The sequence below is a fragment of the Photobacterium chitinilyticum genome, from assembly GCF_004104355.1.
GTDB classification, from domain to species: Bacteria; Pseudomonadota; Gammaproteobacteria; order Enterobacterales; family Vibrionaceae; genus Photobacterium; species Photobacterium chitinilyticum.
In genome coordinates, this window is sequence record NZ_RJLM01000007.1 from 81,993 (window position 1) to 106,258 (window position 24,266).

A 24,266-nucleotide genomic window follows, 5' to 3' on the forward strand; every position below is an offset into this window, starting at 1 on the left:
GCGAATTGGTAACATTTTCTTAAACTTTTCGAAAGTGGTGCCGATATCTTAGAAATGGAGTTGCTCTGTAAAGGAGAGAGGCCATAATGACAGTAGGAAGTGTTGCGAATACAACTGCTTATTCGCCAGCGACGTTGAAAGCGTCGGCTTCAGCCAAGGCTGATGAAGGGAATCAGACGGCTGAGCTAACCCGTTCCGTGAAAACCGGTGAAAGCACCGTATCGATCTCAGAGGAGGCGAAACGTATGCAGGCGGCAGACACGGGCAAACAGAAAACTGAGGCTGATGGTAATGAGCAAACGGCTAAACTCGCCGAGTCGTTTGCCTATGGCGCATTGGGGATGGATCACCCCGATGAAGTGAAGCAAAATACCGATGACTTCTATACTGCAGGGCAAGTGCTGTCAGCTCTGGGTACGGTAGCAACGGTGTTGCTTGCAATTGCCTGATTAATCCATCGGCTGATGCTCGGAGAAGTGCGTCAGCATGATTGTTTCCCCAGTACAGGTAGGAGCGCCAACGGTTGCTCCTTCAGTGAACCCGCCTACCGAACAGGTCGCGCGGGATAACCGTGTACGTGAAAAAATTGTCCCTCCGACCCAAACTGCCGAATCTGCGCGGGAAAAACCACTCAGTAGTGATGAAAAACAGCTCAAGAAGCCCTCGTGGGATCCTAGCGAGCACCCTGACTATCATGATATGCCTGTGGCTGAAAAACAGTATGGCTATCAGGAAGATTTCGAGCAGTTGGTCAAGGCGTTGTCGGCAGATAGCTATATGGCCGATATCAGTGAGCTTGGCTATTCCATGCATATTCAGCTGCCGAGAGAGTTGCTTGAGGATCTGGAGAAAATCAGCGAAGTTGAGCGTACCAAAGGGGTTGTTGCCCATCGTTATGCGCAGGCAACGATCCCGAACCCGCCGACAGAATATTTGGTGGTGCTTTAAAAGCAGGCTCCAGAATTAACAAAAAAGAGCCAGCATTCTCATGCTGGCTCTTCTGCTTTAACTTGAGACTCGTTTCTAGCCTTTCGTTACCTTTTATTTCTTTTTCGCGTTGGCAAATGCCGCAGCAAAGGCGCCGCCCATTGCCCCGTTATTTCCCTGGCTGCTGTTGCCACGGTTGCTATTGCCGCGAGGCTGGCGCTGCTCTTGGGGTTGCTGGCGCTGGGCCTGAGGCTTGCGGGCTGGTTTTTCTTGTCCCGGCTCATCGTTTAGGCGCATAGACATGCCTATCCGCTTGCGCTGCAGATCGACCTCCATCACCTTTACCTTGACTATATCACCGGCTTTTACCACCTCGCGGGGATCCGACACGAACTTGTCGGAAAGGGCCGATATATGCACTAAACCGTCCTGATGGACACCGACATCGACAAATGCCCCGAAGTTGGTGACATTGGTGATCACCCCTTCAAGCACCATACCCGGGATCAGATCTTTGACCTCGTTGACGCCTTCGGCAAAAGTTGCCGTCTTGAATTCCGGACGCGGATCGCGGCCAGGCTTGTCCAGCTCGCTGATGATGTCGGTGACCGTCGGCAGGCCGAACTTCTCGTCGGTATAGTCAGCGGCTTTTAGGCTGCGCAGGAAGTCGGTATTACCAATAACGGCATCCATCGGCTTGCTATTGCTGGCTGCAATTGCCTTAACGACGGCATACGATTCAGGGTGGACCGCCGAGCTGTCGAGCGGGTTCTTGCCGTTCATAATACGCAGGAAACCAGCACATTGTTCGAATGCTTTCGGCCCGAGGCGAGCGACTTTTTTCAAGGTGGTACGGCTTTCGAAGCGGCCATTCTCGTCGCGGTAATCGACGACATTTTGGGCGATAGTCTTGGTCAGGCCGGCAACGCGGGTCAACAGGGCCGCAGATGCGGTGTTTACATCGACACCGACGCCGTTTACACAGTCTTCCACCACCGCATCAAGGCGCTTGGCCAGCATGCTTTGGCTAACATCATGCTGATACTGGCCGACGCCGATAGCCTTCGGATCGATTTTCACCAGCTCTGCCAGCGGATCCTGCAGGCGACGCCCGATGGATACTGCACCACGAATGGATACATCCAAGTCAGGAAATTCGTTGGCTGCAAGTTCTGATGCCGAATAAACGGATGCACCCGCTTCGCTCACCATGACGCTTTGAATTTTTAGGTTGTTGTCTTTGAGTAGCTTGGCAACAAAGGCATCTGTTTCACGTGAAGCAGTGCCGTTACCAATTGCAATCAGATCCACCTGATGTTTTTTCAGCAGAGCCAGGATGGTGGATTCCGACTGGGCGACTTGCCGTTGCGGTTGGTGCGGGTAGATGGTGGCGATATCGACCAGCTTGCCAGTCGTGTCGATGACGGCAACTTTACAGCCGGTCCGTAAACCGGGATCAAGCGCCAGTGTCGTACGCGGGCCAGCCGGTGCAGCCATTAGCAGATCGCTAAGGTTGTCGGCAAACACTTGCATGGCACCTTCTTCGGCTTTTTCACGCAGCGCACTCATTAGCTCGGTTTCCATGTGCATCAGAATTTTGATGCGCCATGCCCAGCTGATCACCTGTTTGCGCCAGGTATCGGCTGGTTGGCTGCCGAGTGTCACGCCGTAGTGATCGGCAATCATGACCTCGCAGTAAGAGCCTCTAACACCTTCGTCCTGCTGGGGATCGGCATTGAGCGACAACTGCAGGAAGCCTTCGTTACGGCCGCGGAACAGTGCGAGGGCACGGTGGGACGGAATGTTTTTCAGCGGTTCGTTATATTCAAAGTAGTCTTTGAATTTTGCGCCTTCCTGCTCTTTGCCATCGACCAGACGAGATGTCAGTTCGGCGTTGTTCTGCAGCTGGCGACGGATTTTATCGAGCAGCGCAGCATCTTCGGCAAAGCGCTCCATCAAAATGGCACGGGCACCGTCCAGTGCTGCCTTGGTATCGGCGATCCCTTTATCCGCATTAATGTAGCTGGCTGCGGCTGCTTCAGGAGCATTTGCTGGCTGTTGCCACAATGTATCGGCCAGAGGCTCTAGGCCGGCTTCAATCGCGATCTGGCCTTTGGTGCGACGCTTTTGCTTGTATGGCAGGTACAGATCTTCAAGGCGGGTCTTGCTGTCAGCCCCGAAGATTTCAGCCTGTAGTTCCGGGGTCAGCTTGCCTTGCTCGGTAATTGACTTGAGGATGACCTGACGGCGATCATCCAGTTCGCGCAGGTAACCGAGGCGGGATTCCAGGTTACGTAATTGGGTATCGTCCAGTCCCCCTGTGACTTCCTTACGGTAGCGGGCAATAAATGGCACCGTGTTACCGTCATCTAACAGAGTGACTGCGGCTGTGATTTGCTCATTGCGAACATTCAGTTCGCTGGCAATCATCTGATTAATAGCGTTGCTCATCCGTTGGTATCTCTTGGTTGTCGTTAACCCGCTCATTCTACGGAGGAATGGGGTAGTAGCAAGGTGCGATGTGTTAAGAGTGTGTCAGTGCTCGTTAATTGTAGACACTTAACGGGAAGAGCAACTTTGGTCACGAGCCAGCGGGAATGGGGGCTAACTCGTGAAAAGCGGGGGGAATGGATTACAGGGACGGTTCTGACTCTCCGGCACCACGGCGGGAGGTGTCACTCGACTCGACCAAGATCGCTCCGGCGGCCTGCTTGATCTGTTGCCAATGCGTTTCATCGACAGTGATGCCATGCTGCCAGGCTTGCACTTGAGCGTTGGCTAGTGTCTGTGACGAAATATGGTGCTCGAACTCGGAGGCTTCGGGCTGCGGGATAGGTTGGGTGCTGATCTCGATTTTTAAGCTATGCAGGCATGCTGGTTGCGTTGCGGACTGGGCAGAGACAAACAGTTCGGGGTTGATGCAGCCTTTGTTGAGGACATACATGATGTGCTTGGGGTCATGGCCGTTGTGCCAGGTAGCTTTAACCGATAACCCTTTGGCTGCCAGTTTCACCAGCTCGCCGAAGGCCAGCCAGCGGTTATGACAGTGCTGGATATTGAGAGTGATGCTGCTTCTGCCTATGAGCTTTTCAAGGGTGAAATCAAGTACTGTCGGCAGGTGGCATAGAATACTGCAGCCATGCAGGTTGGCAGTGAGCAAGCCTGGCGAGGTGGCCTCGACATCAACCGGACAGTCACGTTCTTGCTGCAGAAATGCCAGAGCTTTGACGAAGTGCTCGACGCCATTGAGGCCGACCATCTCCAGATCGGCGACCATATTGGCAATCATGTCGGCTTCACCACAGCTGCGACGCAGACCTGTAAAGGCTTTTCCTATCAGTACTACCAGTTCGTTGTGTGAGACTTGCATCATGCGTTGTCCTCCGGCTGTGATGTCGTGTCGACGCAGTTGTTGGCGTGGGTATCGGTGTGGTCTGCAGGCAAAAGCGGGAACAACCATTCGCCGTCATGGATTTCATCAGTCAGGGGAGCGCCCTGGAAAAAGGTCACCCGTACCCAGCGATCCGAGCGTGGGTCAAATTTGGTGGCACCAAACATTGCCAGTTTGCAGCGCAGCAGGTGCATCGGCAGCGCACTTTGGCTGAGCACGTTCATTTGAATATCACCCATAGGACAATGGCCCAAGGTCCAGGCCCTACGGGCAACCGAACGGAACTGCGGTTGTTTCAGCAGAAATTCTGCCAGCGTGCTGTGGGACGGCTCTTTGGCCAGTGCCAAATTTAGTTGATAGACCTGATAGGCGATATCCAGCCCAAGTTCACGATCCTCACCCGGCTCCTGTCCCCGGACCCCCATTCGCGGTTCTTCCTTGTCTTCCGAACGGTACCAGAACCAGTAGGTGTTTTCCGGCTGGCTAAAATCGATGTCCAGCGCCCAACGATAACGCGTGGCGAGGACATCCTGCAGATCACAGACGGTAATGCCGGGGCTCAGTGTTAAGTTTTCGTCGGCATTCATGGTGTTTTCGAAACTGTCGACATCGTCTGGGTAGAGCTCCAGCAAGCAGGAAAGTGCGATTTCCTGGGTTTCGTAGCTATAGCTTTGATTCTGCTCCAGCCACTGCAGCCATGATTGGTGCAGTTTCGCGGCGTCATGCAGGGTGCTGATGACAGTTTCGATTTCACTGACTGCCCGGTGGTTCAATGCCCGCTGGTGAGCGTCAATGGTAACGACTTGCTGTAGGTGCAGGCAGGCACGCTGGAGTAGCGGAGTAATCGTGTCACAACCGGATGGGGTGATGGTTTTATTGCTGATGGCCGCAATCGCCTTCTCTCGCTCGGACAGCCACTGGTCGACTATACGGGGGTGGTTGATCAGGTAGGGGGCCATACCCAGCCCTGTTGCATTGCCGACGCCCAGGTAACGCTGTAATGGGCGTGCCAGCTGGATGGCCTGCTCGCCGCCTTGCTGCTGGGCCAGAAAGTGGATCCAGTCGAGGCTGAACTGGCGCAGCATATAGACTGCACACATTTGCGCGCTGAAGGAGAGGTTGAAATCATGATTGTCTTGTAAGATTTCAAAGTCGGCAATACCAAACTTGCCATTACCGTAAACGGCGGTGGTACGCAGGATATAACCGACGCTGGCAAGTACCTGACTGTCAGGCTGCTGTCCTTGAGAGAGGGCTTCGACCAGATGGTCAAAGACCCGGACACTTTTATTGGCACGTGCAAGTACCAGTACTTTGCTGGTGTTCCTGCCTGCTTCCTGGAGCGGCACATTGCTCTGTAACTGGGCTAAAAGTGCGTCATCAACATCACCATGTACCAAGGCAAAGGTGATGTCCCATTTTTCAGCGATCACTCGGTCATTACGTTCGTCATCGGCGATTTCATCGGAGAACACGACAAGATGATAGTGGTGCTCTGGTGTTGTCAGACGATAAATGGCTGTACCAAATCCGTGTTCGGACAAGTCCCAGCGATACTGGGAGGTTTGCCAGTTTTGGTTGGCCATCCGGCGGATTAAGCTTCTGACAAAGCTGATCCGTGTTTGGTGCATGGCGCCGAGACGATCCGGAGACATAACCGTATCCGGGTGACGTAGTTGAGGTAGAGTTCCAGTACAACGATGTGCATCCATTTTGCTCACCATATTCAAGTTGTCTGAGCCGGTGACGGCTCATTATTATTATGGAAGGCAGCTCGACAGGCTGCCTGACTTTGGCTGTAAAGCGCGGTGTAGGGTAAAGCGTGATTTATAAGCCTTGTTCCTTTGCCATCTTCATTGCCATTTGTGGTGCATTCCACAGCGATGGCAGCAAGATAAGAGAGACGGGGACTGCTGTGATGACGATAAAGGATTGGAGCGCCGAAACGCCGCCTGAGCCTAAGGAGATTAGGATTAGTGCTGTCAGTCCCATCATCACCCCCCAAAATATACGAATGGCAGCATTCGGTTCGGTGTCGCCACTGATCACCACACTGATGGTGTAGGTCATCGAGTCTCCGGTAGTGACGATGAAGATTGTCGTCAGTATCAGAAACAGAATGGAGATGATTAACGGGAGCGGCAGTTGCTGGGTAATGGCCAGCAGGGCACCCGGCAGGTTGAAGCCTTCGAAGGCTTTGCTCACGGAGCCCGGATCGGCGATTTCAAATGCGACGCCGGATCCGCCGACGACCGTAAACCAGAAGCAAGTAATAATCGGTGCCGCGATGCTAACCGCCATCACCAATTGACGAATAGTGCGGCCGCGTGAAATACGCGCAATAAAGATTGCCATCATTGGGCCGTAACCGAGGAACCAGCCCCAGAAGAATACGGTCCACCAGCTTAGCCAGCCTTCATCACCACGGTAGGTTGCCATTGGAATAAAGTTGTCGATCATGCTACCGACACCTTGAATGTAACCATTTACGATGAAGCCAGTTGGGCCCACGAGCAGAATGTAGGCCATTAAGCCAACAGCCAGAATGACGTTATAACGGCTAAGGATTTGAATACCGCGATTCAAGCCGCTTAAGGCCGACAGGGTGTAGATCGCAATTGCACAAAGGATAACGATAAATTGGGTGGTAAAACCGTCTGGGATATCAAATAGCGCATTTAATGCAAAGCTGATTTGTAGCCCAAGGAAACCGATTGGGCCGATTGTTCCCGCGGCGACGGCAATGATGCAGCAGGCATCAATCAGTGCGCCAGTTAGGCCGGTTAATGCGCGTTGGCCAAGAATGGGGTAGAGCAGAGTACGCGGCTGTAGTGGCAGCCCCTTATCGTAGTGCAGGTGCATTAATACAATCGAGGTTAAGCTGCCAAGAATCGCCCATGCGAGGAATCCCCAGTGCATGAAGGATTGCGATAAGGCATTAATCGCACCTTGCTGGGGGTTTTCTTGCGAGCCGTACAAAGGCGGAGGGCTAACATAATGAGCAATAGGCTCGGCGGCAGCCCAAAATACCCCACCACCAGCAAGAAGCGTACATAGGATGATTGCCATCCAGCGGAAACCGTCTATTTCAGGCTTATCCAGTGCGCCTAGGCGAACGTGCCCGGTACGACCTGCGGCTAAAACCAGACTTATCAAGAAAGTAAGCAGTAACAGCACCTGCCAATAAGGACCAAAAATTTTTACCGCCCACGAGAAGCCGGCATTGACCAAGTCAGAGAGCAAGGCACTGTCGTATACCGCCAGTACGACAAAGAGGGCAATAAAACCGCCGCTCATCCATAATGCGGGGTTATCGAGCCCGAGTTTTTCGGCTGTCGATTGTGATCTTGGAATATGTTCTGCTTTTACAGTGTTGGTAAAGTCGGACATGTGATGTCTCCAAACGTTATCGGATTTGCCTTTGCATAAAAGTAATCGTTTCACTACCTGTTTTGATTCTTGTTCTCTTTTTAATTAGCCACTTCAGTATGGTTGATTTAAGGCGTCCCGGGCTTAAGACCGTCCTGCAGGAAGCTGAACCAATTTCCGCCTATGATCCGGTTTGTCTCTGATTCGCTGAACCCTTGTTTTAACAAGCCGTTATAGATATTTTCCATTCCCTTGGTGCCACAGAACCAAGGCAGTGCATCAGGCCAGCCAGCATTGCTGGACGAGCCTTCGCCATAGTCCATGGCTTTCGACCAGCGGCCGTTGCGCATCCACTCCAGTACCGCCTGCGGTTGGTTTAGGCATAGATCGCTACCAATTCCGAGGTGCTCGACGCCGATCAATTCAGCGGTATCAGCTGCCATCTGGCAGAAATGCTCTAGGCTACAGTGACTGCTATTGGGTAAATGGAACGGGTACAAACTAAATCCAATCAAACCGCCTCGGCTGGCCAGTGATTTGATGACCTCGTTGGACTTATTGCGAAGGGCATCATGGGCAAAGGTCGGGTTGGCGTGGCTGATGCAGATCGGACGCGAAGACAGATCGATAGCCTCCAGGGTGGAGCGTTCGGCACTGTGCGACATGTCGATGATCATGCCAACCCGGTTCATCTCGGCAATCGCCTGCCTGCCAAAGCGGGTGACACCGCTGTCTTCCTGCTCATAGCAACCTGTCGCCAGTAGGCTCTGGTTGTTGTAGGTGAGCTGCATGATCAGCAGCCCCTGCTTGCGCATTACCTCGATCAGGCCGATTTCATCATCAATCGGCGAGCAGTTCTGGGCACCGAAGAAGATACCGACCTTCCCTGTTGCCTTGGCGGTTTCGATATCGGCCATGGTCATGACAGGCATAATGAGGTCGCCGTGCTGCTCGAAGTGGCGGTTCCATTCGGCAAAGCGGGTGAGGGTTTCGCGGGCGGTTTCGTGGTACACCAGAGTGGCGTGTACCGCAGTGATCCCGCTGGCCTTTAGTGTTTCAAAGTAGGCACGATCCCAGTTGCAGTACTGCAGCCCGTCGATGATGATACGATCCTGATACATAAAAGCTCCTTAGTAAGGACGCTGGTAGGCGGTTTTCACTACGGTGTAGAACTCTTTGGCGTATTGGCCCTGCTCTCGGGGACCAAAGCTTGATTGCTTGCGGCCACCGAACGGGACGTGATAGTCCGTGCCTGCCGTCGGCAGATTAACCATGACACAGCCTGTTTGTGCCTGCTGCTTGAACAAGGCACTGGAACGCAGGCTCTGGGTGATGATGCCGCCGGTTAGACCGAAGCGGGTATCGTTGACCGTGGCAATGGCCTCATCCAGATCGGCAACGCGAATGACGCTTGCCATCGGGGCAAAGACTTCTTCCTGGTTCACATCCCAGTGGTTCTGGGTATCGAGGAATAGGGTCGGTGTCATGTAGTAGCCGTCATGTTCCATGTTGAGCTTCTCGCCGCCAAAGGCCAGTTCGGCACCGTGCCGGCGGGCTTTCTCAATCCAGTCCAGATTCGACTGCAGCTGGTTGCCATCGACCACCGGCCCCATGAACACCCCGTCTTCGAGTGCATGGCCGATCTTGAGCGTACTCATTCGTTTGATGAGTGCATCGACATAGGCATCGTGAATGCTGTCAACAACGACTAAACGCGACGAGGCGGTACATTTCTGGCCTGCTCCGGAGAAGGAGCCCATGATGGTTGCCTCAACAGCGGTTTGAATATCGGCATCGTCGGCAATAACCAGGGCATTTTTGCTGCCCATTTCAAGCTGGCAGCGAACGAAGTTGGGAGCTGTTGCTGCGGCTACCTTGCGGCCGGTGTCGACCGAGCCGGTGAAGCTGACGGCATTGATTTGCTCTGAGTTGATTAAGGCGTTGCCGACTTCTGAACCACTGCCAAGCACCAGGTTGAAAGTGCCGGCGGGCAGGCCCTGGCGGTGAATGATTTCAGTCAGGGCAACGGCACTGGCCGGAGTCAGGTTGGCTGGCTTCCAGATCACGCTGTTGCCGAAGGCCAGTGCCGGGGCGATTTTCCAGGCTGCCGTGGCAGTCGGAAAGTTCCAGGGTGAAATGATTGCTACCACACCGACGGCTTCACGGCTTACCTCAACCGATACTCCGGGACGTGTTGATTGGGCAATATCGCCCATCTGACGCAGCACTTCAGCGGCATAGTATTGGAAGAACTGGCCGGCCCGGTAGATCTCGCCGCGACCCTCGGCAAAGGGCTTGCCTTCTTCACTGGACAGCAGCGTACCTAATTCATCACAACGCGCGATCAGTTCGTCACCGATGGCCTGCAATACTTTCTGCTTATGTTCTAGCGGTGTTTTTTCCCACTCGGGCTGTGCAGTCCTGGCAGCATCGATAGCGTGCTGAACCTGCTGTTGGCTGGCCTGGGCAAACTCCCCGAGGTTTTGGCTAATATCTGACGGATTGATATTGTTGATAGTCGTTGTACCGGACTGCCATTCACCGGCGATGTAGAGGGCTTTTTCTGCGTCAAATGTCATGGGGCTATCCTTGAAATAATGCGTTATTGGTTATCAGTCATTGGTCAAAGCTCATTGACGGCGGCGTAAACGACCAGCTCGACAAGCATTTCTTCCCGTGCCAGCCCGGCAACAACAACGGCGGCACGGTTGGGGTAAGGGGCGTTGAAATAGTCGGCATATACCTTGTTGACAGTCGCCAGGTAACTACGATCAGTTACATAAATCAGTACCTGCAGGACGGCATCGGTTGAGACGCCGGCGCACTCCAGCGTATGGACCAGATTATCCATGGTCTGGCGAGTCTGGGTTTCGATCCCGCCCTCAACGACACTGCCGGACTGGTCGATCGGGATTTGCGCGGTATACAGGGTTCCGTTGTTGACGACAGCCCATTCCAAGGGGGCTTTCGAGGCAAACAGTGATGTAGGAACGGCTTTCTTTGATGGTGTGGCTGACATATTTTACCTGCAATGTAACAAGAATGTTTCAATGTGGTTAAATATTGCACATAATCAGGCGATAAATCGAATGGTTTATTTCTGACAATTGATAAGTTTTTTTTATCAAAAAGGAGGGTGAATTGATCGCGCTACGGATATCAGTAAGGGAAATGACATGGACATGAAGCTACAGCAGCTGAAGCACTTTTCTTTGGTTGTGCAAGAAGGCGGCTTTCGGGCGGCTTCAGCCAAGGCGAACCGTTCCCAGGCGGCGCTGTCAACGTCGGTAAAAGAGCTGGAGAAAACCCTCGGCCAGCCGCTGTTTGAATCTGGTCATAAAGCCAAGCTGACCCCCTATGGCGAGGTTTGCCTGCCGAAAGTCGATCAGTTTCTTCGCCTATATCAGGCGTTGGATAGCGATTTGCGGGCAGCGGCCATCGGCCAGCAGGGACAGGTCAGAATTGCCTGTGTTCCATCGGTGGCCGCGAAATTGATCCCCAAGGTATTGGCATTGTTCAGCGTTAGTTATCCGCAGGTGGAGGTATCGTTGGTTGATGACAACGCTGCCGGGGTGGAGGCGCGATTGCTGGCGGGCGAGGTTGATCTTGCTTTGGGCAACTGCCTGCATGTTAACGACGAGCGGATTGATTTTACGCCATTACTGTCTGATCAGCTGGGGGTTGTATGCCTGCGTGATCATCCGATAGCGGCAATGGTCGACGGGGTGACGTGGTGCCAGGTCACGGCGTATCCGTTTATTAAAAACGGTACCTGTAGGCTGCTGGATCCGACGCCGGCCCGGGTGCTGACAGAAAGTGCGCTGTACACGGTGGAAAATATCACCTCTTTGTTCTCGGTATTGTCATTGGGAATTGGGGTCACGACGCTGCCTAAGTTGGCTTTCCCCGAGGCAGAAACACCGCTGGTCTGGCGGCCTCTGATCGATCCTAAAGTGGAGCGGAAGATTGGTATTTTCCGCTTGCATGAACGTCATATCTCGCCGTCGGCCAATGCGTTCTTTTCCCTGTGCTGTGAGCAGTTGCAAGGCCGGGACAGCGTGTCGTGACGGGAGCGGTGATCAATCAGGTATAGCGGATACTATTGATGAACCATTCCTTCCTGCCTGCCGGGGTATTGACCTCGAACTCATCGTCGACTTCTTTTTTCAGCAGCGCCCGTGCCATCGGGGAGTCGATAGAGATATAGTCATTGCGGCCATAGATCTCATCTGGGCCGACAATGCGGAAAGTCTTGGTTTCGCCGTCATCGTTTTCAATCTCGACCCAGGCACCGAAGAAGACTTTACCGTCCTGCTGCGGGGAATAGTCAACGACCTGGACGATTTCCAGACGCTTACGTAGAAAGCGCACCCGGCGATCGATTTCGCGCAGACGCTTTTTGTTATATTGGTATTAGTTCTACTCACATAAGCATACTAATTCCTACTCTTTTGACTAGATTTAAGTCACTTCTCTTTCTTAGTAAGAAACTGGAAAAAGTTATATCTATGTACTAAATACTATTTAGTACACTTAGGAATACTAAGTTATAGGGGCGTTAAATGTCGAGAATAAATGAAAGATACATGGTTAAGGATTGGCAAGGCTGGTCTGAGTTTTTAGAGTTCCAAAGTAGCTTTAAAGACAAAAGTAGTGACAAAGAAAAAAAGAGAGCTCAGAGAAGACAGATAACAATAACTGGAAAGGATGGCATGACTTTCTTACAAGTGTTCGTTTAAAAAAATGAGCTATGTAATCAAGCGGCAAGTTAACTACAAAGCTCATAAGTCGGCCGTGACTTTTCAATTTCCTGCCCTTTTCACTGAAAAGGGTGTGCTTATTTCTCATTTGAGGTTTCTTTACACCAAGCGAAACAAGTCACAGTCTTGGCTGGAGAGAAACTGTTTTGCCATAGAGCTACTGCTGAAGTTTATCAACAACCAGACTTTGTCTTATCAATCTGCAACGGAACTGCTTAGAGCATTTGTTGACGCCTTGTGTTTTGGGACAGTCGAGAATGAGCAAGATCCTACGGGACTCTATTGGCGGCCTAGAAAGAGCGAGGATGTAAATGTTCTTTTGGGGCATATTACATCATATTGTGACTATCTAGATGAGGTTCATGGTGAAGGCTTACCTAAGCTAAATCCGATGAGAAAGGCAACGCATGCTGAAGAGCGTTTGCGTTGGTGCGCATACTATCGTCGTCATAGTCGCTGTTTTCTGAATCACTTGAATAAGCCTTCAGCTAAAGAGCTTTCATACGTGCGTGGTGTGAATGGACCTGAGCGACATCTGTTATCTGTAGAGTCTGTTTATCGATTTCCAGAAGAGTACTTTAACAGGCTGTTCAATGATGGGTTTAAGTCTTCTTGTGGACATCAAGACTATGCAAGCCAATTGATTGTTATGTTAATGCACTATGGTGGATTAAGGCTATCTGAATGTTTCCAAATATATGTTAACGATATCTCTATAGATCCTAAGACAGGAGCTGCATTGGTTTCGGTATTTCATCCAAGCGATGGTAAAGCACCCGAAACCGGTTTTAATAACCGAAGAGATTATCTCGCTACAAAATTTCGTCTAAGCCCTCGAAATGAGTATCCTCGAAATCATCGACTTCATGCTGGTTGGAAGCAACCTCTATTGACCAATAGAAATTTGTCATTCGAAGTAATGTTCTTTCCTGCCCACAAAGCAATTGAATTTACTCTACTACTACAGAAGTATCTAAGTTTAAGAGTTAATGGTCATCATCCTTTTCTTTTTTCTAACTCACGTGGTGATGCTGAGACTAAGAAAAATTTCATTCAAAAGCATAGTAATGCAGTGACACGAATTGGGTTAATAACAGCTAAAAGTCAGGGAACTACATGTCATGGCCATAGGCATTCATATGGGTATCGGTTGAGGGAGTATGGGTTTAATCAATTAGAAATTCAAAAAGCTATGCATCACAAAAGCCCTGATAGTTGCCTCGCATACATTAGACCCACCGATGAAGAAGTGCGACAAAGGATGAGGTGTATATGAGAAGAAAACTCTATTTGACATATGAAGAGGCGAGCCTTGCCGCCCAGCATTTAAAGATAGAAATAAGCACGGAATACAGAAAGAGGTATCGTGAAGACCCTCATTTGCCAGCCCGCCCAGAGCAAGTTTACTCAGAGCAATGGGAAGGGTTTGAAGTTTTTTTGGGGAAAAATAAACGTATATTTTATACAACACTTAAAGAAGCAAGTATTGCAGCAATAGCTTTGGGAATAAAAACAGGAGCAGAGTATAAGGAACGCTATTGTGAAGATCCGAAACTACCAGCCGATCCTCGTAGTTTATATAAGAAACAATGGCCTGGATTTGATGAGTTTTTACATAAAGAAAAATCTTTTTATTCGACTTATGAAGAAGCACGTCTTGCTGTTCAATCCTTAGTGATAAAGACCCAATCTGAATACAAAAAACGTTATCATGAAGATCCCCATTTACCATCTACTCCAAGTAAAATTTATACGCAGGAATGGCAAGGTTTTAAAGAGTTTTTAGGGAATATAAGCCAGTTTTATCTAACTTATCAAGAGGCTAGTGAAGCTGCGCGAGCGCTAAAAATTAAAACATATAAAGAATATACAAGACGATACTCTGAAGACCCGAGATTACCAGCTACTCCTAATAAAATTTATGCCATTCAGTGGCATAATTTTGAAAATTTTTTGCGTACAGAAGAAAAGTTTTATCCAACCTATCAAGATGCTAGTAAAGCAGCCCGAACCATGGGCATAAAAAACCAGAAAGAGTATCGGTTACGCTATAAAGAAGAACCCAAGTTACCCTTTGCTCCAGAAAAGGTTTATAAGGAGGAGTGGCATACCTTTTCTCATTTTTTAAATACAAATAAAAAATTTTATGAAAATTACAATGGTGCTAGAGAAGCAGTTCTAACGCTTGGTATCAAAACAGCTAAAGAATATGTTATTCGCTACAAAGAGGACTCTCGATTACCTTTTTCACCTAAAATAAAGTATTCACAAGATTGGCAAGGGTTCAGAAAGTTTTTAGGTTCAAGAGGTGGGTTTTATTTAACTTATCAGGAAGCGAGTAACGCAGCTCAGAGTTTGGGTATCAAGACAACAAAAGAATATACCATTCGTTATAAAGAGGACTCTCGACTACCATCATGTCCAAATAAAGAATACAAAAGTCAGTGGACGGGGTATGCAGAATTCTTAGGTAAGAAGAAAAAAGTATTCTATTCAACCTACCAAAAAGCAAGTACGGCTGCACAATCTCTAGGGATAAAAACTTACAACGAGTATTTAAAACGTTACCATGAAGACCCTAAATTACCATGTTCCCCCAAGAGTCATTACCCAAACGAGTGGCAAGGGTTTAGTAAGTTTTTAGCAAAAAACATGATATTTTATCAAAGTTATATTGAAGCGAGTAACGCAGCGCAATCGCTTGATATAAGGACAAAGGAGGAATATCTTAAGTTGTATAAAAAAGATCCAAAGCTACCTGCAACTCCAAATAAATTTTATTTAAGCCAATGGAAAGGTTATAGAATATTCTTGGGGTTAAATTATGATTTTTATCAATCTTACGAGGAAGCTAGTGAAGCGGCTATAAAATTATGCATTATTAGTGTTAAGGATTATAAACAAAACTATATCAAAGATTTAAGACTTCATTCTGACCCAGCTGCATATTATTCAAAAGATTGGTCCAATTGGTGTGATTTTCTACTTCCTAAGCATGTTAATAACTTGGTGTCTTTTAAACAGGCTTGCCAGGTATTAGGAGTCAAAAATTCGCAACAATATAAAAAAGCTAGAAATGTAATTAGAAAATTACCATCAAAGCCAGAAAAGACAATAGAAGGTTGGATAAGTTGGTACGATGCTTTAGATATACCAAAACCTTATCAATACGATATCTTGCGTCAAATCGTAATCAAACACAATTGTGTCAATATGGCTGACTACAAAGAGATGCGTGTGCAATTAGTCGATCCTCGAATACCTTCATCGCCAGAAGAGTATTATAAAGGAAAAGGCTGGACGAACACTTTCGATTTTTTTGGAAAACCAAGACCCTACCAAATAAAGTATTTTACTGATGAGTGGAGACTTTGGGCTGAAAAAATAGAGGAATTCCTCAAGTCTGCCCGAGGTGGAGATACTAAAGCGAAAGACCTTTGTGAATTTGTGCGCGAGTATATTGAGCCTAATGGATTTGAAAAAAGCCCCCTTGAGTACCTAACTAGAGGGAAAACAAATATTCAACCTATGTTGGACTTGTTTGATAAAGTGCCAATAACCCGAAAGAAAAAATGGCTTTACTCAATTAACGAATTTCTTGATTGGGTAGTTTATAACTACTTGCTTCTAGAGGATGTGGATACTGGTGAGATAACACCAATTAAGGGAGCTAACAACCCATTCTCACATATTAGTTTCAATGGTGAACGGGTAATACAAGTTGCCAATGAAACAAACAAACTAGCTTTACCATATCAGTTTGTAAAATCTGGTAGGGATTGGATATATCCGGATGATTCGATTACTAATAAGCAAAGTTATTCTGATTTAACTCATCTACATGTGTTCCCTGCTGATTGGGTGGCAATTGAGGACATTTCGCTAATTGATGAAAGCGATCCAGACTGTGTTGTGAAAGTTGATGGAGACAAAACTTATCTTTGGTTTCCTGTGTATTGGACTTACACATATGCGTTAATGCAACTGCCAGCCAGAGGTATGCAAATCGTATACTGTGACTCAGGAGAGGCCGATTCTGATATTGCAGATTTCAAGAATAACAAAGTTATCTGGAAGAAAAACAAAAGTAAGCTTGCTGGACTCACCAAGCATCAAGGGATGGTGAGCAAAACCGGAAAAGACGATTTTGGGGTACATTATACATCCAATAAAACTCACTTTGATGGAAAAGGTTATTTCGTTCCATTCATGCCAATAGAGCTAGCTTACTGGCTGATAAAGCTGATAAAGCTGAGAAAGTGGCAACAAAAATATAACCCGATAGAAGCTTCAACTCATTGGCTTGACTGTAAGCGTACTAACCTTAATGAGCTTCAGCGTAAACAAAAAGGTATCAATAGCTTCCTGTTTAGGGACTTCCAAGAAGACGAGCCTGGAAACTTTGGAGGGCGCTTAACCCAACGCCTCGCGGCTGCATTGTTTTTTTCAGCTAAAGATGAAGTGACTACCGCTATTTTTAAGGGGCAAACCTATGCGGATTGTATTGCATCACTGAAACTTGATAAGACGATCCCCCTTTACCACTTTAAATCTCTGTATACACCGCATTCTATGCGTGTAAGTTTGATAAACGCATATGCCTATGAGTTCGGAATTCCTCTAGAAGTAATCATGAAGCTAGTCGGTCATTCGAGCATCATGATGCAAATCTACTACATAAAGAGCGATAAGACTGGAGCCAATATTAGGGAGCGAATCGAGAAAGGAGAAAAAGAAGCTTTAAGCAACGCGGTGAAAACGTTCAAATCGTATGTGGAACAGCAGCGTATTGAAGAATGCAAATCTCAGTTGGTTGCTTCATCACCTGAATTTTTGAATTCCCTAGACAACAGCCGACCTGCATCCAACTATCTTTTCAAGGACTTTGGTATCTGTCCTGTGGGGGGCGCATTCTGTAGCGAAGGCGGGAAACCAGTTGCCACCAAAGCGAATATTTTTTATCCCGTCCCTGCAGGGTATCTTGGAGAACAAAACTGTATTCAGTGCCGTTTTTTCATAACGGGACCAGCATTTATGGTTGGCCTTGCTGCACTCTTCAATGAAGTAAGTCTTGCCGTGAATACTCAGTCTTTTCGGTATTCGAAGCTTGAGGCTGAACTTAACCAAACGGCACAGGAAATCGAAGTAATTTCTCACAAACTCTATGAGAGAAAGACTGCTGACAACAGATTAGAAAGAGATCGAAAAGATCTTATATCTCAACGTCAAAAGCTCAACTCTGAAATCGAAACGCGTGCCAAGAAGTTGGATCTGTACATGTCTGATATGAATGCTGTACATAGGCATATTCATAATTGTCAGCAGGTATTAGATCAGCAATTAGATTCAAATGAATCGAGCAAGCTACAGTTAATAGTTCCCAGACAATTCGAAATTGATGTTGAGTTGGATGAAGTTAGCAGCTTCCATCAACTTTCTGAAGTCTGTGAGAATGCAGAACTGTATCATAGTTGTAGTGATGAGCTTTCTGTAACAAGACGCTCTCAAGCGTTAGACCAAATGATGGTTAGAAATAGCATGCCGCCACGAATGTTTCTTTTGAGTGAAGAAGAACAATTAGCAGTGGGCAATCAGTTAACCCAACTGATGTTGAGTCGCTTAGAAAGTTGGGAAAGTGTCGATAGATTAATGGATGGTCGATTATCTATGATGGACTTAAGTGAGGATACCAAGTTTACAGCGAATACGATCCAAGAATTGTTTGAACGTTCTCAGCCACTGAAAAGGATAAAGTGATATGACAGGAATCCCTCCAGAGAAGGTGCTAGAGCAATTAAAACAGCAAGTTTCGACACGGATGCAGAACTCTTTAGAGGCTGTCTTTACTGTTTGTGAAGAGCAACGTGAACGAGGTCTTACCGATTTTAGCTACGCGACAATAGCTAGGTTGGGTAAAGGGCGAGGAGTGCCTGCCGCGCAGAGCATTCGCAATAAAACTGGCGAAGCATACCGAACCCTGATTGATAGTTTTGCATCTGCGAATTCCAAATCGGAAAAATATCCAAGTCACTCTCAAAAGGGGCAAACGTACGCATGGATAGATGAGTTAGAAGACCCAGTAGTGAGGTTACAAGCCAACATTATCTACTCTCAGAAAAAAGATGCTGAAAGACTTCTCAAAGAAGTTGTTCCTATTAATCAAGTGATTGAAGTATTCGATGGCGGAGCAACAGCTGCTTCATCAATAAAGTTAAATGAACTAGAACGCAGTGCTTTGGAGCATCTACTATCTAGGGAGTTTTTACGGCGACATCAATTGGAGCCTGGTGCGAATGGAAGTATAGTTAAGAGCGGTAGCAAAGAATCTTTTTTCCCTGTTGCGACCATAGATGCGATAAAGAAAGCATTACAGAATCTATAACAGAATCAGGAAGTATTTAAGCGTGAAAACCAAACTGATTACTCGAGAAGGCTACAACAAACTCAAAAAAGAACATGACTACTTGTGGAACGAAAAGCGCCCTGAAATTACAAAGATAGTCACTTGGGCTGCAAGTCTTGGCGATCGTTCTGAAAATGCTGATTACACCTTCAATAAACGTATCCTGCGACAAATAGATCGAAGAGTTCGTTTCTTACGAAAGTTTCTGCCTGATGTAACGGTTGTCGATTACTCACCTCAGCAAGAAGGGAGAGTATTTTTTGGTGCTTGGGTCGAAATTGAAAATGAAGCCGGAGATATAAAGAAGTTTCGAATTGTTGGCCCAGAAGAAATCTATGGTGATGTGAAAGATTACATCTCTATAGACTCTCCAATGGCCAGAGCTTTACTCAAAAAAGAAGTTGATGATGACATTGTAGTGAAAACGCCTGAGGGTGATAAAGAGTGGTTCATTAACTCTATTGAGTATGAGAAAGATTAATCTTTCGATAAGTCGCTTATATGTTCGATTAGTTTTTTCTTATCGGCTTCACTCATTCTTGCAATTAGGCACGCAAGTTCAGCCGACACTTCATCCTCACAATAGAAATAATTCAAAGGTACACCGAGCTCATCAGCCATTCTTTGTAGTGTGCTGATGTCTGGTGTATGTCTTCCCTTCTCGTAGTGGTTCATGCGGCCACTTGCCGAGCTTGGTTCCATGCCGATACGAACACCCAGATCCTTTTGAGTGATACCTGCTTTTTTACGCGCCTCTTTGAGGCGTGTTGGGATCGGGTTTTCTCTGGCCACTGAGGTTTCATTTGGTTGGTCCTGAATAGCTTAGATTGTCTAAGTTTTACCGATTTCTGTATACTTAGCAATCCTAAGTTTTATTGTATCAGGAGTCTAAAGTGTCTAAAGCTGTGGCATTGAATGAACATATTTACAACCTGCTGATCGTAAAGGATTTGGATCAATTTACAGTTATTGAGCTCAGGGACGCTTTGGTGAAATCAACAGAACAGTTTGATGATGAAAATGAAGCAAGAAAGTTTATCTATCGTCAGTTATCGCGCATGGTTGATAAAGGTTTGTTGGAAAAACAAGCTGCCATCAGCCGAAAAGACACTATCTACCTTAAATCTGAGGTGTTCAAACAAAGCCAATTTATTGCAAAAATTCGCAGGCTGAAAAAGCATCAGCATAGGGAGTGCATTAGGCTGCCAGAAGTACATGTACCGGCCAGTAGTGGTTTCCTAGATACAATTCGGAAAGAGAAATCTGAATTAGAGGCATTACAAGAAATTTCACTTCGTGAAATGGTTAAGTATCAAGAGGTTCTGAACCGTTTTCCTGATGAAGCCAGTTATGTTCAAACTTTTTTTTTACAAGCAAGGGTGCGTGTCAAAAACATTCAGGGAGATCTAGAAGCTCTTACTAAGCTCTTTTTGCATTACCCTCAATCGTCGAAGAAAGCCTCATGTTGAGGTTTTAATCAAGTAACAAAAACAACTGCAGTGGTTGAGGGAGTGTCCCTCAGCCATCAACTAAGCTCTCTCGCTGTTTTAGCGATTGCCCCTTGTTATCAATCCAATAATCCAGTCCATTGCATGGGTAGCCTAACAAGACGGCTGCGGCCTGAGAGCTGCTAGTGAAAAGGATGTCGTCTGTGGCTACGAGCTTACTGTTTTCTTCTATCAGCAGACCTTTGTCAATCAGGTTATCCCTGATCTTGGTATAGCCTTTCGACAAGCTTTGATTGGCGGATATGCTGCCTTCAGAGCCTTTGAGAACGACAATGCCTTCACTGGTCAATTGAGCAGTAGCTTTGTATTTTCGCCCCTTTAGTGTCACGAGATCTTGGTTAGGTTCAGAACTGGATGTTTGCTCTGAAGCTGTTGTTTTTACAACGGGCTCAAGCAGTTTATGACCTAAAGTGCCAAGCAAAGTACGAATGTTCTCAAGGAATTCTTCCATTGCATCCCGCTCACCTCTTGGCAGGGAGGACTGAGGCGGCTGGTTCCCATTATCTAGCTGATAGCGGTTAGCATGAAGTGATAGTTCAATGAGGCGGGATTCCAAATACTTAATATGGGCCTTGGTCAGATTTTCATCTTTGTTGGTAAAGCAAATAGCTTCATTCCAGAAGTCTTTTGAAGATAAGTGTTGTTGGAGTCTTTTGGTAATGTTTTCTGCTTCACCGATATAGGCAGCCAATCGGCTCACTTCATCGTCATATCCAAATAAGAAGTACACACCTGGGCGATGGACTTCTTCCCATCCATCTAAGTCTTTTATCTTCACTCGAGGAATTGCAAGAGCTTGACCTGTCCAGTTCACGATTTCTGCATGACGAATGCCGGAAACTGTTCCATCAGCAAGGTAAATTTTGAGTTGTCGTCCTTTAGTCATCGTTCATGAATTCTTAAGAATAGATACCACATATTAACAGGTTGCACTGCTGAAGAGGTCATAATTGCAACTGTTTTGACTCGGTACTCAGTTTTGTTGGTATTCCAATGTATAATCGGCGGAGTTTTAGAACCTATCGTTGGCCTATTGTCTGAGTCAATGCAACAAAGAGCCCCTTTTTCATGGTCGAACAACACCAACAAGAGCTAAAAAAACAGCTTTGGAACATCGCAAATACTCTTCGTGGCAACATGTCAGCCGATGACTTCCGTGATTACATTCTTGGCCTAATTTTCTACAAATACCTGTCAGATAAACTTAATCGCTATGCCGATGAACTGCTTTCTGTAGATGGTATCCAGTTCGCTCAAATTAATGAAAAGAGCGAAAAGGGTCAAGAGTACTTAGAAGCAGTGCAAGAAGAAGCATTAGATAAACTAGGTTACTTCTTTAAACCATCCGAGCTTTTCCATGTCATTGCAGAAGCAGGGGCGAATGGTGAGTTCATTCTTGATGACGTGCGTGATGTGCTCAATGACATCGAACAAAGTACTATGGGGGCAGACAGTGCCGATGACTTTAATGGTTTATTTGATGAGCTAGATCTGACTTCAAACAAGCTAGGTAAAACTCCTGATGCTCGTAACAAACTGATTGCTAAAGTGCTTGAGCACTTAGACAACATCGATTTTCACCTAGAAAGCAGTGAAATCGATATTCTGGGTGATGCTTACGAATATTTGATTGGTATGTTTGCCAGTGGTGCGGGCAAAAAAGCTGGTGAGTTCTATACACCACAAATGGTTTCTAAGTTGCTAGCTAAGCTTGTGATACTTGATAACCCGAACCTAAAGTCTGTGTATGACCCAACGTGTGGTTCTGGTTCATTGTTACTACGTGTTGCCAAAGAAGCGAATAACCCTGATTTGAAGTTTTACGGTCAAGAGCAGAACCCAAGCACCTATAACCTTGCTCGTATGAACATGATCATGCACGATGTTCACTATAATCGGTTCGATATTCAGAATGACGATACACTAGAAGTGCCAGCACATATTGAGCAACGTTTCAGTGCGGTTGTGGCTAATCCTCCGTTTTCTGCATCATGGTCAGCAAATCCTTTGCATCTAAACAATGAGCGTTTTTCTGATTACGGTAAGCTCGCACCTAAATCAAAAGCGGATTTTGCTTTTGTTCAGCATATGGTTCATCAGCTTGATGATGACGGCACAATGGCAGTGGTACTTCCTCATGGCGTGCTATTCCGCGGTGCTGCTGAGGGGCATATTCGTCAGCATCTAATTACAGAGAAAAACTATCTTGATATGGTGATTGGCTTACCAGCCAATATCTTCTTTGGCACGCCTATTCCAACTTGTGTGCTGGTGTTGAAGAAAAACCGTAAAGCCGATGATGACGTGTTGTTCATTGATGCGAGTAGCCATTTTGATAAAGGTACTAATAACAACATAATGCGTGAGGAGGACTTGCAGCGCATTCTTGATGCGGTAGCTAAGCGCCAAACGATTGATAAATTCTCCTTTACAGCTACACCTGCTGATTTAAATGAGAATGACTACAACCTCAATATTCCACGTTATGTGGATACTTTTGAAGAAGAAGTTGCAGTCGACTTAGAGGAAGTATCGAAGTTACTAATAAGCAACGATAAAGCGATGTTAGAGAGTGATAAATCGATTGCCGAATTCTGCTTAGAGTTAGAGATTGACGTACCGTTTGAGGACAAGAACAATGCCTAAGCAGGTAGTGCAGCCTAGTATTAGATTTTCTGAATTTGAAGGTAAGGACTGGATAGAGTATCCCCTTTCAAAAGTAGCAAAGATTGAGAGGGGGCGATTTTCTCCGCGCCCTAGAAATGACCCTCAGTTCTATGGGGGGGATATTCCTTTTGCTCAAACTAATGACGTTAGTTCATCAAGAGGATACATAAGTACTTATTCTCAAACCCTTAATGAGAAAGGACTAAAGGTAAGTAAACTATTTCCAGAGGGGACCATTCTAATGACGATAGCTGCCAATATTGGCTACTGTGGTCTGTTAAAAAGAGCAATGGCTTGCCCTGATAGTCTTGTTGGTATTAGCTGTAAAAAAGGAACACATAATCGGTTTCTTAGTATCTATTTGAATAGAGAGCAGCCTAGAATTGACTACCTTGCCCCTCAGGCAGCTCAAAAAAACATAAATATAGAATTCTTATCACCTTATAAAGTTAAACTGCCAAGCGATGAAGGGGAACAACAAAAAATCGCTGATTTTCTAACCTCAGTAGATACTAAGATTAACCAACTAACCGAAAAGCATCGCCTACTCAAAGAATACAAAAAAGGTGTGATGCAACAGGTTTTTAGTCAACAGATCCGCTTTAAAGATGAAGATGGTAATGCGTTCTCTGATTGGGAAATTAAAGCTCTAAATGAAATCTCACTCCCAGTAAAAAGAAAGGCTTCTTCGGTAATTGAAAATGTAATGACAATATCTGCAGGGAAAGGATTTTTACATCAAAAAGATAGGTTTAGCCAGGTAATTGCCGGTACTAGTTTAGATAAGTACACTCACCTAATGAAAGGGGAGTTTTCTTATAATCGTGGCAACTCAAAATCTTTTAAGTATGGTTGTGTTTATCTTTTGTTAGATGACGAAGCCTTAGTTCCCTTTGTATATAGGAGCTTTAAGTTGGCACATGGTGTTTCTGACTTTTACGCACAGTTGTTTGAGCATAAATATTTAGATAGGCAACTTAGGCGCTTAATATCATCTTCTGCGCGTATGGACGGGTTGTTGAATATTGGGGAGAAGGATTTCTATCAAGTAACTCTTCCTGTACCTAGTGAACCGGAACAACAAAAAATCGCTCAATTCCTTCAATCTATCGATAGAAAAATCGAAGGTGTTGCAAAGCAAATCGAACAAACCAAACAGTTCAAAAAAGGCTTACTACAGCAGATGTTTGTATAGCATATTCACACAGAGTCCTTGTACTAGGGGCTCTGTGCAAAAGTAG

20 protein-coding genes and 1 pseudogene are annotated in these 24,266 nt (G+C 46.6%); 11 read left to right on the forward strand and 10 right to left on the reverse strand.

Annotation, left to right across the window (positions count from 1 at the left end):
* Positions 1 to 86 precede the first annotated feature (86 nt).
* Together EDI28_RS16835 and EDI28_RS16840 are read left to right on the forward strand one after the other, a co-directional pair.
* On the forward strand, positions 87 to 449 hold the full coding sequence (locus tag EDI28_RS16835; RefSeq protein ID WP_128785054.1) for a hypothetical protein: 363 nt from the start codon (positions 87 to 89) through the stop codon (positions 447 to 449).
* Between the two features lie 37 nt (positions 450 to 486).
* Positions 487 to 948: an ATP-dependent Lon protease gene (locus tag EDI28_RS16840; RefSeq protein WP_128785055.1), complete on the forward strand. Its 462-nt coding sequence runs from the start codon at positions 487 to 489 to the stop codon at positions 946 to 948.
* Between the two features lie 93 nt (positions 949 to 1,041).
* Here EDI28_RS16840 and EDI28_RS16845 read toward each other — a convergent pair whose 3' ends face one another.
* The 7 genes from EDI28_RS16845 to EDI28_RS16875 form a co-directional block, all read right to left on the reverse strand.
* Entirely contained in the window at positions 1,042 to 3,378 is a 2,337-nt protein-coding gene (locus EDI28_RS16845) for a Tex family protein (protein ID WP_128785056.1), read from the reverse strand.
* A gap of 181 nt (positions 3,379 to 3,559) precedes the next feature.
* Positions 3,560 to 4,297 carry a DUF3726 domain-containing protein gene (locus tag EDI28_RS16850; protein WP_128785192.1) on the reverse strand — a complete coding sequence of 246 codons (738 nt, stop codon included), beginning with the start codon at positions 4,295 to 4,297 and terminating at the stop codon, positions 3,560 to 3,562.
* A complete protein-coding gene (locus tag EDI28_RS16855; RefSeq protein ID WP_233353439.1) occupies positions 4,297 to 6,030 on the reverse strand; it encodes a hypothetical protein in 1,734 nt (577 codons plus the stop codon). Before EDI28_RS16855 ends, EDI28_RS16850 begins: the two co-directional genes overlap by 1 nt.
* A 115-nt stretch (positions 6,031 to 6,145) precedes the next feature.
* Entirely contained in the window at positions 6,146 to 7,708 is a 1,563-nt protein-coding gene (locus EDI28_RS16860; protein WP_128785057.1) for a BCCT family transporter, read from the reverse strand.
* A gap of 107 nt (positions 7,709 to 7,815) precedes the next feature.
* Positions 7,816 to 8,808 carry a membrane dipeptidase gene (locus tag EDI28_RS16865; protein ID WP_128785058.1) on the reverse strand — a complete coding sequence of 331 codons (993 nt, stop codon included), beginning with the start codon at positions 8,806 to 8,808 and terminating at the stop codon, positions 7,816 to 7,818.
* Between the two features lie 9 nt (positions 8,809 to 8,817).
* On the reverse strand, positions 8,818 to 10,266 hold the full coding sequence (locus tag EDI28_RS16870) for an aldehyde dehydrogenase family protein (RefSeq protein WP_128785059.1): 1,449 nt from the start codon (positions 10,264 to 10,266) through the stop codon (positions 8,818 to 8,820).
* A gap of 44 nt (positions 10,267 to 10,310) precedes the next feature.
* Positions 10,311 to 10,706, reverse strand: coding sequence for a RidA family protein (locus tag EDI28_RS16875; RefSeq protein WP_128785060.1), 396 nt, complete (start codon positions 10,704 to 10,706; stop codon positions 10,311 to 10,313).
* A 157-nt stretch (positions 10,707 to 10,863) separates the two neighbouring features.
* Here EDI28_RS16875 and EDI28_RS16880 point away from each other — a divergent pair, with 157 nt between their 5' ends.
* On the forward strand, positions 10,864 to 11,754 hold the full coding sequence (locus tag EDI28_RS16880; RefSeq protein ID WP_128785061.1) for a LysR family transcriptional regulator: 891 nt from the start codon (positions 10,864 to 10,866) through the stop codon (positions 11,752 to 11,754).
* A gap of 16 nt (positions 11,755 to 11,770) precedes the next feature.
* On the opposite strand, the pseudogene greB (EDI28_RS16885) reads toward EDI28_RS16880, so the two are convergent.
* Positions 11,771 to 12,100: pseudogene (greB, locus tag EDI28_RS16885) on the reverse strand (transcription elongation factor GreB); the annotation flags it as partial.
* Between the two features lie 149 nt (positions 12,101 to 12,249).
* Between greB (EDI28_RS16885) and EDI28_RS27020 the strand changes: the two are divergent.
* From EDI28_RS27020 to greB (EDI28_RS16905), 5 genes are read left to right on the forward strand one after another with little or no spacing between them, the layout of a single operon-like run.
* Positions 12,250 to 12,426 carry a hypothetical protein gene (locus EDI28_RS27020; protein WP_164918582.1) on the forward strand — a complete coding sequence of 59 codons (177 nt, stop codon included), beginning with the start codon at positions 12,250 to 12,252 and terminating at the stop codon, positions 12,424 to 12,426.
* A 4-nt stretch (positions 12,427 to 12,430) separates the two neighbouring features.
* Positions 12,431 to 13,723 carry a gamma-mobile-trio recombinase GmtY gene (gene gmtY, locus EDI28_RS16890; RefSeq protein WP_128785062.1) on the forward strand — a complete coding sequence of 431 codons (1,293 nt, stop codon included), beginning with the start codon at positions 12,431 to 12,433 and terminating at the stop codon, positions 13,721 to 13,723.
* Entirely contained in the window at positions 13,720 to 18,204 is a 4,485-nt protein-coding gene (gene gmtZ / locus EDI28_RS16895; RefSeq protein WP_128785063.1) for a gamma-mobile-trio integrase GmtZ, read from the forward strand. Before gmtY ends, gmtZ begins: the two co-directional genes overlap by 4 nt.
* Position 18,205: 1 nt before the next feature.
* On the forward strand, positions 18,206 to 18,829 hold the full coding sequence (gene gmtX / locus EDI28_RS16900) for a gamma-mobile-trio protein GmtX (protein ID WP_128785064.1): 624 nt from the start codon (positions 18,206 to 18,208) through the stop codon (positions 18,827 to 18,829).
* 22 nt (positions 18,830 to 18,851) lie between these two features.
* Positions 18,852 to 19,331: a transcription elongation factor GreB gene (greB, locus tag EDI28_RS16905; protein WP_128785065.1), complete on the forward strand. Its 480-nt coding sequence runs from the start codon at positions 18,852 to 18,854 to the stop codon at positions 19,329 to 19,331.
* Here greB (EDI28_RS16905) and EDI28_RS16910 read toward each other — a convergent pair.
* Positions 19,328 to 19,642 (reverse strand): helix-turn-helix domain-containing protein, encoded by a 315-nt coding sequence (locus EDI28_RS16910; protein ID WP_128785066.1) that lies wholly within the window; start codon positions 19,640 to 19,642, stop codon positions 19,328 to 19,330. The genes greB (EDI28_RS16905) and EDI28_RS16910 overlap by 4 nt on opposite strands.
* A gap of 101 nt (positions 19,643 to 19,743) precedes the next feature.
* Here EDI28_RS16910 and EDI28_RS16915 point away from each other — a divergent pair, with 101 nt between their 5' ends.
* Entirely contained in the window at positions 19,744 to 20,319 is a 576-nt protein-coding gene (locus EDI28_RS16915; RefSeq protein WP_128785067.1) for a VspR family transcription factor, read from the forward strand.
* A gap of 49 nt (positions 20,320 to 20,368) precedes the next feature.
* Here the strand turns inward: EDI28_RS16915 and EDI28_RS16920 are convergent, their stop codons facing one another.
* Positions 20,369 to 21,244 (reverse strand): GIY-YIG nuclease family protein, encoded by an 876-nt coding sequence (locus EDI28_RS16920; protein ID WP_128785068.1) that lies wholly within the window; start codon positions 21,242 to 21,244, stop codon positions 20,369 to 20,371.
* A 182-nt stretch (positions 21,245 to 21,426) separates the two neighbouring features.
* Between EDI28_RS16920 and EDI28_RS16925 the strand changes: the two genes are divergently transcribed.
* Positions 21,427 to 23,004: a type I restriction-modification system subunit M gene (locus tag EDI28_RS16925; protein ID WP_128785069.1), complete on the forward strand. Its 1,578-nt coding sequence runs from the start codon at positions 21,427 to 21,429 to the stop codon at positions 23,002 to 23,004.
* Complete coding sequence (locus tag EDI28_RS16930) at positions 22,997 to 24,220, forward strand: restriction endonuclease subunit S (RefSeq protein ID WP_128785070.1); 1,224 nt, start codon at positions 22,997 to 22,999, stop codon at positions 24,218 to 24,220. Before EDI28_RS16925 ends, EDI28_RS16930 begins: the two co-directional genes overlap by 8 nt.
* Positions 24,221 to 24,266: the final 46 nt, after the last annotated feature.